At 40.8% G+C, this 13161-nt stretch carries 14 protein-coding genes; 9 read left to right on the plus strand and 5 right to left on the minus strand.

The annotated features are described in order from the left end of the window. Positions 1-11: 11 nt before the first annotated feature. From FXW07_RS14990 to FXW07_RS15005, 4 genes are read left to right on the plus strand one after another with little or no spacing between them, the layout of a single operon-like run. On the plus strand, positions 12-482 hold the full coding sequence (locus tag FXW07_RS14990) for an NADH-quinone oxidoreductase subunit B family protein (protein ID WP_229396110.1): 471 nt from the start codon (positions 12-14) through the stop codon (positions 480-482). Then, complete coding sequence (locus FXW07_RS14995) at positions 475-828, plus strand: NADH-quinone oxidoreductase subunit C (RefSeq protein WP_229396111.1); 354 nt, start codon at positions 475-477, stop codon at positions 826-828. Before FXW07_RS14990 ends, FXW07_RS14995 begins: the two co-directional genes overlap by 8 nt. A gap of 22 nt (positions 829-850) precedes the next feature. Continuing rightward, complete coding sequence (locus tag FXW07_RS15000; protein ID WP_048118783.1) at positions 851-1927, plus strand: nickel-dependent hydrogenase large subunit; 1077 nt, start codon at positions 851-853, stop codon at positions 1925-1927. A gap of 17 nt (positions 1928-1944) precedes the next feature. Then, positions 1945-2313: a 4Fe-4S dicluster domain-containing protein gene (locus FXW07_RS15005; protein WP_229396112.1), complete on the plus strand. Its 369-nt coding sequence runs from the start codon at positions 1945-1947 to the stop codon at positions 2311-2313. A gap of 552 nt (positions 2314-2865) precedes the next feature. Here FXW07_RS15005 and FXW07_RS15010 read toward each other — a convergent pair. Further along, the gene (locus FXW07_RS15010) at positions 2866-3414 is read right to left on the minus strand and encodes an N-acetyltransferase (protein WP_229396113.1); all 549 of its coding nucleotides are present in this window, start codon (positions 3412-3414) and stop codon (positions 2866-2868) included. 111 nt (positions 3415-3525) lie between these two features. On the opposite strand from FXW07_RS15010, the gene FXW07_RS19385 reads away from it, so the two are divergent. The 3 genes from FXW07_RS19385 to FXW07_RS15020 all read left to right on the plus strand — a co-directional run bounded on the left by FXW07_RS19385 (position 3526) and on the right by FXW07_RS15020 (position 6699). Then, the gene (locus tag FXW07_RS19385; protein WP_255679101.1) at positions 3526-3651 is read left to right on the plus strand and encodes a hypothetical protein; all 126 of its coding nucleotides are present in this window, start codon (positions 3526-3528) and stop codon (positions 3649-3651) included. Positions 3652-3769: 118 nt separating this feature from the next. Then, entirely contained in the window at positions 3770-4210 is a 441-nt protein-coding gene (locus FXW07_RS15015; protein WP_229396114.1) for a hypothetical protein, read from the plus strand. Between the two features lie 725 nt (positions 4211-4935). Beyond that, complete coding sequence (locus tag FXW07_RS15020; protein ID WP_229396115.1) at positions 4936-6699, plus strand: DEAD/DEAH box helicase; 1764 nt, start codon at positions 4936-4938, stop codon at positions 6697-6699. Positions 6700-6920: 221 nt separating this feature from the next. Here the strand turns inward: FXW07_RS15020 and FXW07_RS15025 are convergent, their stop codons facing one another. Then, positions 6921-7283 (minus strand): sulfite exporter TauE/SafE family protein, encoded by a 363-nt coding sequence (locus tag FXW07_RS15025; RefSeq protein WP_229396116.1) that lies wholly within the window; start codon positions 7281-7283, stop codon positions 6921-6923. Between the two features lie 216 nt (positions 7284-7499). Next, complete coding sequence (locus tag FXW07_RS15030) at positions 7500-8210, minus strand: class I SAM-dependent methyltransferase (RefSeq protein WP_229396117.1); 711 nt, start codon at positions 8208-8210, stop codon at positions 7500-7502. Between the two features lie 420 nt (positions 8211-8630). Between FXW07_RS15030 and FXW07_RS15035 the strand changes: the two genes are divergently transcribed. Both FXW07_RS15035 and FXW07_RS15040 read left to right on the plus strand, forming a co-directional pair. Beyond that, a complete protein-coding gene (locus tag FXW07_RS15035; RefSeq protein WP_229396118.1) occupies positions 8631-10565 on the plus strand; it encodes a hydantoinase/oxoprolinase family protein in 1935 nt (644 codons plus the stop codon). A gap of 153 nt (positions 10566-10718) precedes the next feature. Beyond that, a complete protein-coding gene (locus tag FXW07_RS15040) occupies positions 10719-11420 on the plus strand; it encodes a metallophosphoesterase family protein (RefSeq protein WP_229396119.1) in 702 nt (233 codons plus the stop codon). A 43-nt stretch (positions 11421-11463) separates the two neighbouring features. Here the strand turns inward: FXW07_RS15040 and FXW07_RS15045 are convergent, their stop codons facing one another. Both FXW07_RS15045 and FXW07_RS15050 read right to left on the minus strand, forming a co-directional pair. Then, positions 11464-11877, minus strand: coding sequence for a putative zinc-binding protein (locus FXW07_RS15045; protein ID WP_048118740.1), 414 nt, complete (start codon positions 11875-11877; stop codon positions 11464-11466). A gap of 307 nt (positions 11878-12184) precedes the next feature. Continuing rightward, a complete protein-coding gene (locus FXW07_RS15050; protein WP_229396120.1) occupies positions 12185-12685 on the minus strand; it encodes a metallophosphoesterase in 501 nt (166 codons plus the stop codon). Between the last annotated feature and the right edge of the window lie 476 nt (positions 12686-13161).

A 13161-nucleotide genomic window follows, 5' to 3' on the forward strand; every position in this document is an offset into this window, starting at 1 on the left:
GAGGGACACTTATGAGTTTGGCAAAATCCCCATGGATCATACATGTAAACGTGAACAGTTGCAATGGCTGTGATATTGAAGTAGTGGCCTGTCTTACTCCTCTATATGATGCTGAAAGATTTGGTGTTTTAAACATCGGCACTCCCAAGCAAGCTGATATAATGGTGGTTACAGGCTCTGTGAATTACAAGAGTGTAAATGTGCTTAAAAACATTTACAACCAGATCCCTGATCCAAAAGTCGTTTTAGCTGTAGGCGCCTGTGCATCTACAGGTGGGATATTCCATGATTGCTATAATGTGATAGGTGGAGTAGACCAGGTCATACCTGTAGATGCATATGTTCCCGGATGCTGCCCAAGGCCTGAAGCCATACTTGACGGCGTAGTAGCAGCACTTTCAATACTTGAAGAAAAGAAGAAAGGGAATATCAAAGGAAAGGAAGTAAAATTGAAAGGAAACGAGGTGCCATCGAATGCTTGATAATGTGATTCCAAATATAACAGAAATTAAAAGCATGCCAGAAGTGCTAAAAGCTGTTGAGGGTTTGAAAAGTGATGGCTATCGATACGTTACTATGATATGCCTGAAAGCTAACGAAGGTCACGAGTTAATATACATCTTCGAGAAAGACAACAACCTAAAGCATCTGAGGTACTTTGTAAAACCAGGTGAGAAACCCAAGAGTGTGTCAGGCATTTACCTATGTGCACTTTTGATCGAGAACGAGTACCAGGATCTTTTCGGATTGACTTTCGAAGGTTTAGCAATTGACTACAAGGGCCACCTTTACTTAACGCCAAACAGTCCAAAAACTCCCTTGGCTTAAAGCAGTTTGAGAGGAGAATCACATGACAACCGTAATACCATTTGGTCCTCAGCATCCCGTTTTACCCGAGCCAGTTTCTTTAAAACTCGAGATTGACAACGAGGTTGTTGTTGGAGTACTTCCCTCACTGGGCTATGTACACAGAGGGCTTGAGAAATTCATAGACACAAAGGACTACAATCAAACGATGTACATTTGCGAAAGAATCTGTGGAATCTGCAGTGGCATCCATGGTATAACTTATTCAAGGGCAGTCGAGAAACTATTCGATGTTGAAGTCCCTGAAAGAGCTCAGTATTTAAGAGTAATAAATAGTGAACTCTGCAGAATTCACAGTCACCTTCTCTGGCTTGGCCTGTTCGCAGATGGTTTCGGATTTGAAAGTCTCTTTTATGAATGCTGGAAGTACAGAGAAGACGTATTGGATCTATTAGAGAGATTCACTGGAAACAGAGTTATACACTCGATGTCCAAAGTCGGAGGAGCTTCCAGAGATTTGACTAAAGAACAGATTGATCAGATCCTGAAGACTCTTGATGACCTGGAACCCAAAGTCAAAAATATAGAAAAGGTGTTTGTAAACAACTACACCGTAAAGAAAAGACTTGTGGGACTGGGTGTGATGTCAAAGCAGCTTGCATATGAGGCAGGAACTGCTGGGCCTACACTTAGAGGAAGCGGGAACGCTATTGACGTAAGAAATACAGAAGACTGGGATATATACAAGGATCTCGGTTTTAAGGCAGCCACCGCAAGTGAAGGAGATTGTTACGGCAGAACTAAAGTAAGGATAGATGAGATATACGAGGCTATCAAACTGGTAAGAAATGCTATCTCCAAGCTGCCTGAAGGTGAGATTGCAACACGTGTAAAGGGTTTCCCTACCGGTGAAGCGGTTATGAGATCAGAGCAGCCCAGAGGTGAAGTTGTATACTATGTGAAAGGCAATGGTACCAAAAACCTGGAGAGACTTAAAGTAAGGACACCTACCTTTGCAAACATACCTTCACTGTTACTTATGCTGCCAGGCGTCAAACTCGCTGATGTGCCTATAGTTGTACTTACTATAGACCCCTGCATTAGCTGCACTGAAAGATAAAAAGAAGGGTGATATTAATGGGCATGTTAAACCTTGTAATAGCAAATATTTCTCGTAAACCTGCTACCAGACTTTACCCCTTCGAGGTGAGGGCACCTTTTAAGGAGTTCAAAGGAAGAATTGTTTTTAACCCTGATAACTGTATTCTGTGCGGATTATGTCAAAAGAAATGTCCACCTGATGCAATAACAGTTACTAAGGCCAACAAAACATGGGAACTCAATGTGTTTAGATGCATTATGTGCACTGAATGCGTTAACGGCTGCCCTAAAGATTGTATATCAATCTCTAATGAAAGAGCAAAGACTGGTGCTAAGGAATTTATTAAGACAGTAGTTCCAATAGTAGACAAGCCAAAAGCTCCAAAAGAAGCAGCTTCAAAATAAGAACTAATTTTTAAATTAATTCTTTTTTGATACCGCTTTTTTAATTTTTTAAATATTATACCTGAAAAACAATATTGAATACTCTCCGGTCTAAATTTGGCAGTTAAGGGAATCCTTGAATAGGATTCCCAAAAGCCATTAGTCAGAAAAAACATTTTTCTCTTAATTTCTGTTTTTCTCTTGATTTCCCATTTTTCTCTTGATTTCCCATTTTTCTACTGATTGTTACTTTTCTCTCTTATTCTTGTTTTTCTGTTGACTACTGTATTTCGTCTGAATTTCAAGAATTTCTCTCGACCTTAGTTCCTATATCAGCTCATAAAAGGCTCTTCCATGCGTCTTTGGTTAAGTGAAAAATTGTGATAAACTGCGTCCATTCCCACAACTTTTGTTAAATATTTTAAGAACTTATGAGCTGGGACTGAGTATCAATTTCATGTAAAGAAGCGAAAATTTAAGGTCGGTTTCTAATGCAAAATAGATAACTTTCAGGCAAGAAACTTCCTTAACCGATGACCAATGAATTAGAAAACTTAGCTTCGTTTGTTTTCCTTAAAATGGTGGTTCTCGTTCCTGTCGGATCCAGGCCATAGGAATGTCTGCTTCCAGTTCTCCAGTTTTGCCTGAAATTCGCTTTTCAAGCCTGCCTTCAGGCCTGAAACCAAATTTCTGGTAAAGCTTTATGGCTTTTTGATTGCTTTCCTTTGTAATGAGTTCAATCCTGAGAATCTCGGGATGTTTTAATTCTATTTCCTGCAAGAGGGTTTGAAAGAGTAATGATCCTATTCCTTTATCCTGATAATCCGGGTGCACGGCTATTGTAAGGTCGCTGAAAAGATGCGAAAAAACCCTTATACCTGGGCTGCAGGTATGAACTTCCGCGATCAGGGCTTCAGGGTTTGAAGGGTCTTCAATTGTCAGAATAATTCCTGTCTCATGGCATCTCTCAATGAAATTTTGGACATAAGCTTCAGTGACCTCATCGGCGTGTCTTGCAATTCCACCCGAGCGGGCTGCAACAGTCTTATAAAGCACCATAATTTTATGCAGATCCGAAAGTTCGGCTCCTCTTACACTGTATTCCAGTTGCATTTTACCCATCACCCATATTTAAGAAAAAATCAACATGACAATATTAAAACATATCCTTATAAGTGCCAGACCTAAATTTCAGGGGTGGTAGGTAGTTCCAAATTTGTTGGAAGATGTTATGTGAGAACAAAAAAGAAAGCTTTTTCTGGAAAAAAAGTCGAAAATGAAAAAGCAGTAAAGGAGCTGATTGAGAAAGAAGTCCTGAGTTTAATCAGGACAAACTCTAAAGATATATGCTCTCCGTGAGTTACTCCCAAAGAAAATCCAGAAAACATATTATAGAGCCAGAAAAATTAGTTAAACGTTAAACTTTTATTCTTTTCTCTTAGATGTTAATAATGAAAAAGGCAAATATTAATCGGAGATGAGCTGGCTGATGAATGGAGTTCCTTTTTCCAATAAAGGGCCGGAAACTAATTTTGATAAACAATGGGCTTTTGAAATTGCTTACTTTACTCAGCATATAGGAACTGATCTCAGGAACCTCGGGGATCTTCTGGATGAAAGGGATTACGTTGAGTCCCGTTTCCTGGTTTCAGAAATGAAACAGAGAGCAGAGTACGAAAAAAATGTTCAGCCCGATTTCAGAACTTCGGATGGTCTTGTAAAAGCACGCAAGCTGTTCAATAGCTTTCTGGATGAGTGCGTTAACTTTGCCGAGCTTTTGAGAATCACAACAATACAGGAAGAAACCGGGTGTGAAGAAGTACTGGACAAACCCGAACAGATAAGGAATTCTATCGAGAGGCTGAACCTTCTTAAAGAAATGTTAACCGATGAGCTTTGTTTTCACGGCTGGTATTAATGAACAGACGAGATCTGAAAATTTTTCCGTCTTGTGATTACTACTTATATCTGCATTAGCCACTACTTTACCTGTATTGTAATTGAGACTTGTAATTGAGACTTGTAATGGATACTTGTAATGGATACTTGTAATGGATACTTGTAATTGAGACTTGTAATGGATACTTGTAATGGATACTTGTAATGGATACTTGTAATGGATACTTGTAATTGATACCTACAAACGGTTTTTCCTGAAAACCAATAGCATCTGGCTCTGGGGCCTCTTTGGTGATAGAAAGCTTTGGATGATAGAAAGCTTTATTATTGAAAACCTCATTAGAGGAGTTGCAAAGGGTTATATACAGGAATGGGTAACAGGGTACTACTTAAGTCAAAGGTTATCTAACTTAATCTTATTTAATCTAATAATTTCGTCTGCCTGTATCACAGGGAAGAACTCAAAAAAGCGTCCGGAACTTATCCAAGAAAATCGAATTTTTGCTGTATAAGTTTAATGTATCTCGGTTGTGAATTTCCCTGGTCCTTAGGCACCTTCTCGCATTCCCGGGGAATATCAACCATTTATACGACGTGTTTACCTGTTTTTAGCTGGTATCATGTACTGGTTTCAATAAATGGCCTCTTCCGCAAAGGATACTGCCGGGTATGCGGCAGAGCATGTAAGCAGCAGACCTGCAAATTGAGCGATCTGTAAAAAAATGTCAATATTAGAGTGAGTACATGGAAAAATTAGCAAAATTTAAGGCATTAGGGCTGTCAGACAGTATGTTAAAAGCCCTTAAAAAGAAAGGGTTTGAAGAACCGACCCCAATTCAGGAAAAAGTCATCCCGCTTTTTTTGAAAGGAGAATGTGATATCATAGGGCAGGCTCAGACCGGAACCGGAAAAACAACGGCTTTCGGAGCCCCCATTATAGAAAAAATTTCGGAGAAATCAGGAAAGGTGCAGGCGATAGTCCTGACCCCGACTCGAGAACTGGCAATCCAGGTTTCAGAAGAACTCAATTCCCTTAAAGGGGACAAAAAGCTGCATATCGTCCCGATTTATGGGGGACAGTCCATGACCCAGCAACTCAGAGTGCTGAAAAGCGGAGTTGATATTGTCGTGGGAACCCCAGGAAGAGTAATCGATCACCTTGAGCGGAAGAGCTTGAACCTTGAGGACATCGCGTACTTCGTACTGGACGAAGCTGATGAAATGCTCAATATGGGCTTCATTGACGATATTAAGGAAATCTTAAAGGCAACCGGGCCTGATAAGCGAATGCTTTTCTTCTCCGCTACAATGCCAAAGCCAATCCTTGGAATCATCAAGAAATACATGAAGAACTATGAGCATGTTGCCATTGAGAAAGAAGACCTTGATGTAAACCTGACCGAGCAGATTTATTTTGAAGTCAAGGAAAGCGACAAATTTGAAGCCCTGTGCAGGATTATCGATATTGAAGACGAGTTCTACGGGCTTGTGTTCTGCAGAACAAAAACCGATACCGCCCAACTTGCTCAGAAGCTTGGAGACCGGGGATATGCAGCCGATGCCCTGCACGGCGACCTTTCCCAGAATGAAAGGGAAAAGATACTGAACAGGTTCAGAAAGCAAAAAATAAACATCCTCGCAGCAACCGACGTTGCAGCTAGAGGTATCGATATTCTGGACCTGACCCACGTAATCAATTATTCCCTTCCGCAGGACCCTGAATCCTACGTACACAGGATAGGAAGGACCGGTAGGGCAGGAAAGCAGGGAACTGCAATCACTTTCGTTACATCAACGGAATACAGGCGGCTCACCTACATAAAAAAGACTTCAAAGTCAGAAATGAAGAAAGGCCGAATTCCTGAAATAAAAGATGTAATAAAAGCCAAAAGAGCAAGAGTAAAAGCCGAACTCGAGGAGACTATAAAAACCGAAGAGTACGGCGACTGCCTTGAAATGAGTGAAAAGCTCCTTGAAGAATACCCGGCTGAAAAGATCCTGGCTGCCCTCCTGAAGTACTCTTTCAAAGAGATGTTCGATGAAAGCATGTACACAGAGATCTCCGGAAGTTCATATGTTGACCGGAAAGGTAAAACCAGGCTTTTCATCGCAATGGGGAAAGCTGATGGCATGACCCCTGAGAAGCTATGTGAGTTTATGCAGGAAGAAACCGGAGAAAACGATCTTAAAATAAGGGATGCGGAAATTTTCCCACACTTCTCCTTCGTAACTGTACCTTTTGCTCAGGCTTCAGCCCTGCTTGAAATCTTCAAAGACAAAAAGAGAGGTCGAAAACCCTTTATAGAGCTTGCCCAGAAATCAAAGGGAAGAAGCTCAAAAAGTGCTGGTGAGTCTCGCGGTGACACTCGCAACGGCTCTCGGGGTTATTCTCCAAATGACTCCTGGAATGGTTCTCGCAGTGACTCTCGCAGTGACTCTCGCAATACGAACAGCAAAAGTTATACAAGAGATACACGAACTACGAAGAAAAAATATTCTTCGTATTAATTACATTTCTTTTTAAAGAGTTCAGGGGATACAAAGTTTCAGAAATTTCTACAAATTCTGAGAAATTCTGAGATCATAATTTTACCCCTAATCCTTTATTCAAACTTCGGATTTTTTACTCAGGCTTTTTAGTTTATTTTTCAGGTTTACGTTGAAATCAAAATTAATAGATGAATCTTGCGTAGGCTGAATAACTACTGATATTCTTAGGAGTAGAATTCTTATTTTCCCAAAAAGGTCTTTATTCCTATTAAAATAACAAATATACCAAAAGCCTTTCTCAACACATCCATAGGGAGCATATTTGCGAATTGTGCTCCGAATTTAGCACCAATAACCATAGCAATACAAATGATTATACCCGCATATAAATCGGTGTTTCCCCTTTTATAGTATTCAAGAAATGCAAGTATGCCAACAGGCGGAAGCAGTGCGACCAGAGAAGTTCCCTGGGCTTTTATTTGAGAAAATCCCTGTAAAACAACCAGTGCAGGAATAATTATAACCCCACCACCGATCCCGAATAGCCCACTTAAAATACCTGCTGCAGCACCAATCAGTAAATAAATTATTAAATCTTCCATAAAGTTTTACCGCCAAAATATGTTTCCAATGAATCTTCGATGTGTTCTGTTTTTCGTCACAAAAACAGACGCTGAATGAATATTAATATCATTTCATTAATAAAAAAATTATCTTGTTTATCAATAAGGTGGAGTTCATCAGCTAACTGGGGTGATTTTAAATCCTGTAATAGAAAAATCAGAAATGAATAAGGAGAATAAGAATTAGATAATCAGTTATTTGATGCAATAAAAGCCAGCCTGCATGTAAGAGTACCAGAATAACTCCACAGTTCTGAACCCTGTTTCTCTCAGGAGTTCCAGGTGTTCTTCAATAGTTATTGGAAAATATTCGGTATCAAAACGCTTCAGGTGCTCCTTAGTTTCTTCCTCAGTCCTGCCGTGAGTTAACTGGAAATTTTGCCAGTATCTTTTTCCTGCAAGAATTCCCTCTTCGGTTAACGGTCTTATATTCTCGAAGGTAATGTAAACTCCGCCTTCTTTTAGAAGATTGTAACACATATCAGTGGCTCTTGCTCTTCCTTCGCGGTTAAGATAGTGATGACACTGTATAGCAGTTATAATGTCCGGTTTTTCCTCTATCTCCTGAGAGAATTCCTGAGTAGAAGATGCTTTCAGAAATTCCAGCCGGTTAGCAGGGCAAGATGATAGTTTTTTCCTTGCCTGATTTAGCATACCTTCTGAGGGGTCAAGCAAAAGAAACTTTGTAGTCGGAAATTCCTCAATTGCCTTATTAACCAGAGATCCAGTTCCGCACCCGGTATCCAGCCAGATTTTTGGGATTAATGGCATGGATTTGACGAAATTGATAGTTTCCTGATGAAAACAGGAGTAATAAGGAAGAACGCCGGAAATCCGGGAATCAAAGTCCTCAGGAAGATGAGGAGTGGCATTTTGTGCAGGTTTTGCAGGAGTCATAGGAGTCATATTACCAGGGTCCTTTTTATTTGTTATCGAGTTGAAAAGTTATTACCTTTTCTCGGAAATGAGGGTAATTAATTGTTTTCCTTAAAAATCACTAATTTTTCATCCAGACATCTTTAAAGAATAGAAAGAAGAAGTAAAGCCAAAAAAAGTCGAAGGTTTCGCAAAGCTAATATTAAGAAACTTCTGACAAGATATACTGGAGATTCTTTTTTATATTTCCTATGAAATTATAACTCCTAATTATTTCAAATTATTATGAAATAAGTAAATATTTATATTTTTAGATATTATTACTTTAAGACTATATTGTTTTATTAAACCAGTTATTAATTCTTATTTGTTTTTCCTGAAAGTGAATCAGGAAAAGAAAGATTTGTCAAAAGACACTTCCTGAAAAAGAAAAAAGGAGCCATTCTCAATATGCATTACAGTCTGGGGATTGATGCCGGAGGCACTTATACTGATGCGGTGCTTGTAAGGGATTCGGATGGAGAGATTATAGACTCAAATAAAGCGCTTACTACCTATCCCGACCCCTTTGAAGGCATTAAAAACGTAATTGATGGGCTCAATCCTGAATATTTAGAAAACGTAAAGCTGGTTTCGGTCTCAACGACCCTTTCCACCAATACCATCCTTGAAGGCACAGGTTTTCCTGTAGCCCTTATCCTTATAGGTGACCACCCGGTTGATAAAGAGTTACCGGCCGAACATGTGCTTTTTGCTGCCGGTGGGCATAACCATAATGGAGAAGAGATCACTGCCCTTGATCTTAAAGCTATAGAGGAATTTGTTTTGCAGGTCAAGGATAAGGTTTCAGCTTTTGCAATCTCTTCTTACTTCAGCACAAGAAATCCTGAACACGAAATAAGGGCCAGAGACCTGATTCTTGAACTTACGGGTCTGCCTGCGGTTTGCGGACATGAACTTTCCCAGGAACTGGGAGCTTACGAAAGGGCGGTGACGGCTTTTCTCAATGCCCAGCTCATCCCTATCACAAGACAGTTCGTGAAGTCCGTTATTTCAGAGATCACGAAACGCAGGATTAACGCACGGCTCCTTATGCTCAAATGCGATGGCTCGGTAGTGGGGATAAGAGATGCGCTGAAAAAACCCATTGAAACTATCTTTTCAGGCCCTGCAGCAAGTCTTGTAGGGGCGTCTTTCCTTTCAGGGCTCAAGACCTGTGAGGTTGTGGACGTAGGAGGCACAAGCACGGATATCTCCTCAATCTGTATGGGTGTTCCCGACCTTAGCGATGAAGGAGCCGTCGTCGGAGGCTGGAAAACCCGCGTCCGGGCAATCAGAATGGAGACAACAGCTACAGGAGGGGATAGTCATATCTGGACCGTTAACAAGGAACTCTTCCTTGGGCCCAGGCGAGTCATCCCACTGGCAGTAGCTGCAGTAAAATACCCGAGCTTTTTGAATAACCTCAAAAGAACGCCCATGCCTTTCAGAGAAGATCTGGGAGAGAACATTCAGCCCACAAAATTTTTTGTAAGATCCGGTTATCAGGCCGGAGAATTAAGCAGGACTGAAGCTGAGGTAATGAAGGTCATAGGGGAAGAACCCGTATCGGTACCTGAAATCAATGTCCTTCTCCAAAAAGACGTATATCCTCAGACGTTAGATTCCCTTATCAGAAAACGCCTCGTCCAGGCAATCGGTTTCACGCCTACCGACGCTCTGCATGTACTTGGGGAATACACTGAATGGGATGTTGATGCCTCACAGATAGGCGCAGAAAAGATTGCGAGACTCATGCATATGACCCCAGGAGAGTTCTGTACTGCCGTAAAAAAGCGAGTTGCAAGGAGCATGGCACTTCATTTGCTGTCTTATATCCTGTCAGATGTTCCATACGCATCCATTGAGAAGATCCTGGACGGAAACTATCCTGCTAAATTCAAGCTGGACATTCCGGTTGTACTGCTTGGAGGACCTGTCCGGGCATATAGGGAAGAGCTAAAGGAAATCATTGATGCAGAAATCATTGTTCCACAACATGCCGAGGTAGGAAACGCAGTCGGAGCTCTTGTGGGAAAAGGTATCAAAAGAGTTGAAATCCTGATACGGCCAGCAAGCCTCATGTCTCCAGATAAGGATTTCCTGGTCTTTGCCCCGGGCAGCAGGCTGAAATTTGATACGTACTCAGAAGCCCTTGATACTGCAACCAAACTTGGGAAAAAGCTTGCTATGGATTACATGCAAGACTGCGGCCTTAGCGGAAGCCAGATTGAAATTTCCGTTGAGAAAAAGACAATCTCTCCTGATGGCTGGAACCATCCACCTATGGAAACCAATTTACTGGTAATGGGAATAGGAATACGTGGGTTGCATTTAGAGGGATAAAATAAGAGAGGGATAAAATAAGGAATCTAAAGGGAAAAACGAGGGATAAAAGAAGGATAAAATAAGGAATCTAAAGGGGAAAACAAAGAGCAAAATTTTAAGAATGAATAGAAAAAAGCCAAAATAGAGTGAATGAAGTGAGAAGTGGAAGATATGAGAATCTTGCTGATTGCCGACATCCATGCAAATTATGAAGCTTTAGAGACTGTTCTGGAAATTCCTCATGATAGAGTCATCTGTCTCGGAGATATTGTTGACTATGGGCCTGATCCAGACAAATGTATTGACCTTCTGCGCATGAAAGAAATTCCTGTAATAAGAGGAAACCATGATAATGCAGTTGCTTTCAAGGTAGACTGTCAGTGTGGATACAAATATAAACATCTCTCAATTGCGACCAGGGAATACACCTGGGAAATCCTTGATAGATCCGGAATGGAATACCTTCAGAACCTCCCCCTCCTGATTAGAGAAGAAATCGACGGAAAAAGACTCTATCTGACCCATGCAAGCCCTCGCTCTATGTTTGAATACATAAAGCCCGAAACTACGGACGAAGAGATCCAGAATATGATTAACGAAGCAATGGAGCCTTTGGAAGCAGAATTTCTTGTTGTCGGGCACTCTCATATCCCCATGAACAGAAAACTCGGAAACCTGAAAATAATAAATCCGGGTTCAGTCGGACAGCCAAGGAATGGAGATCCCCGGGCAAGCTGCGCCGTTTTTGACACCGAAAATGGAAACGTAGAGCACCTGCGCCTCGATTATGACATTGAATCTGTTTGCACAAAAATCAAAGAAAGAATGCCTCACGCAGAAGAATTGATAGCTATTCTCAGGCGAGGATACTGATACTGTATTTAAGAAATTAAAAAAGAATGCTGGGAAGTTGGGTTCAGGCTTCTTTTATAGCTCTGACAATTTTTTCCACATATTCGGGCTTCACATCCGAAGGTCTTGTTTTCTCGACCCCGAGTTCCGTAACCATTAGATATGTGTCAGCTTTCATTCCGGCTTCATCGAGCTTTTTTGTGGCACAACGGTCCGAGCAGCCGTCCAGGGCAAGAATCTTAAAGCCGTCTGATATAGCATCTTCAACCGCATCAACTCCTTTGTGAGCAGCCGCAGCCCTGTAAAGGTCAGGCCTTCTGAAAGCAAGAGCTGAAGCTGCCTGCATAGTAAGTTTTCCGGTGTTAGAAAGGCCAGAGCAGGCAAAAATGAGGGTACTTTTCCTTTTTCCGGACGTTTTTTTAGTTTCATCTGTCTTGCCGGGTAAAGAGTTTATAGATTCCGTTCCTGCTGATTCCATGGATATTACAACCTGTAATGAGAAAGCTAAACATTAATGGGAAATACAATCGTTATGAATAATACAACCTTTAATGAGAAATGTTTCAGAACTTTTAATGGAAAATTGTTTCAGAACCTTTAATGAGGAGTTGTTTCAAAAACGATTGAAATGGAAATGGTGAGAAAGCTGATATAATTTCCGGTATTACTGCCAGCTAATCAGGCTCAGTTTGCCTGTCCCAAAACACCAAAAAAGCCAAAAAACCCTAAAAAACGCCAAAAAAGCCAAAAAAATTATCACGCTAAAAAATAAGAGAGGAGTAAAATTAGTCCAGCTCAAGCTGGATTATCTCAACGTTAAGGTTTGCGATTTCAAGAAGGGCAACCGTTTGCTTTCCGGAAAGCACGCCTGAAGCTTCACCTGGATTTATCACAGGAACCCCTTCAATGATTTTGACACCTGGATCATGAGTATGGCCCCGAATTACGACGTCAAATTCCCCTGAAATGGCAAGCGCTTTGACCAGGGCTTCATTTGTCCCGTGCAGAAGGGCAATATGCAGTCCGTCAATTGTCAGATCTCCAAAGTTCCCGCAGGAAATCGCTCCGATTTCTTCAAACCGCTTCGTAAGTGTCACTTTATCTCCATCATTGTTTCCAAATACAAAGTAAAGTTTTGACTCCAAATCCTTAAAGGCTCTCGCGGTAAACGGAGAAATGAAATCTCCGGCGTGCAGCACGGTTTTTACCTTTTTTTCATTAAAAAATTCCACCGCTTTCCGGATAGCATTCATGTTATCGTGTGAGTCCGCAATAATTCCAATCAAGTATTCCCACCTCTTCGACTAGCTTTCCCTATTCAATATATAGTGCGGTTTGCTAAAAAGAATTTGGTAAAACAGATTTTATAGAGCCTTCTTCAAGAATTGAAATTTTAAAATTAGTGTTTATAATCAGACCTTTTTAATCGAAGTTTATAGCAGGAACTTTAGGATTAAACCGTAATAGGAAATGTTTCTACACCTGCGCCCGGAATGCTTTTTCACTTGTACCTATAATGAATCTGAAGCAATGCAAATCCACAGGCTGACTTTTAACCCCTATCAAGAATACAGCTACTTTTAAATAGGAGGTGCTGATATTATTGGGATAATCCCTGAAGAGTATTACAGGAATCCTGAAAGAATAAACCTGGATAATCCTGAGTCAATGAACCTGGAAAATCCTGAGTCAATGAACCTGGAAAATCTTGTAATCATAAATTCACGAAATTCCCTATTGAGTTTAAATGATAATTTTAGTC

Origin of the sequence: Methanosarcina sp. DH1 (assembly GCF_020804205.1) — an archaeon.
GTDB lineage: Archaea > Halobacteriota > Methanosarcinia > Methanosarcinales > Methanosarcinaceae > Methanosarcina > Methanosarcina vacuolata.

Coding starts and splice junctions, on each gene's coding strand:
- FXW07_RS15040 (WP_229396119.1), top strand. CDS start 10,719: ATGAGAATCTTGCTGATTGCCGACATCCATGCAAATTATGAAGCTTTA.
- FXW07_RS15005 (WP_229396112.1), top strand. CDS start 1,945: ATGGGCATGTTAAACCTTGTAATAGCAAATATTTCTCGTAAACCTGCT.
- FXW07_RS15020 (WP_229396115.1), top strand. CDS start 4,936: ATGGAAAAATTAGCAAAATTTAAGGCATTAGGGCTGTCAGACAGTATG.
- FXW07_RS15035 (WP_229396118.1), top strand. CDS start 8,631: ATGCATTACAGTCTGGGGATTGATGCCGGAGGCACTTATACTGATGCG.
- FXW07_RS15015 (WP_229396114.1), top strand. CDS start 3,770: ATGAGCTGGCTGATGAATGGAGTTCCTTTTTCCAATAAAGGGCCGGAA.
- FXW07_RS15000 (WP_048118783.1), top strand. CDS start 851: ATGACAACCGTAATACCATTTGGTCCTCAGCATCCCGTTTTACCCGAG.
- FXW07_RS15010 (WP_229396113.1), bottom strand. CDS start 3,414: ATGGGTAAAATGCAACTGGAATACAGTGTAAGAGGAGCCGAACTTTCG.
- FXW07_RS14990 (WP_229396110.1), top strand. CDS start 12: ATGAGTTTGGCAAAATCCCCATGGATCATACATGTAAACGTGAACAGT.
- FXW07_RS14995 (WP_229396111.1), top strand. CDS start 475: ATGCTTGATAATGTGATTCCAAATATAACAGAAATTAAAAGCATGCCA.
- FXW07_RS15045 (WP_048118740.1), bottom strand. CDS start 11,877: ATGGAATCAGCAGGAACGGAATCTATAAACTCTTTACCCGGCAAGACA.
- FXW07_RS15030 (WP_229396117.1), bottom strand. CDS start 8,210: ATGACTCCTATGACTCCTGCAAAACCTGCACAAAATGCCACTCCTCAT.
- FXW07_RS15025 (WP_229396116.1), bottom strand. CDS start 7,283: ATGGAAGATTTAATAATTTATTTACTGATTGGTGCTGCAGCAGGTATT.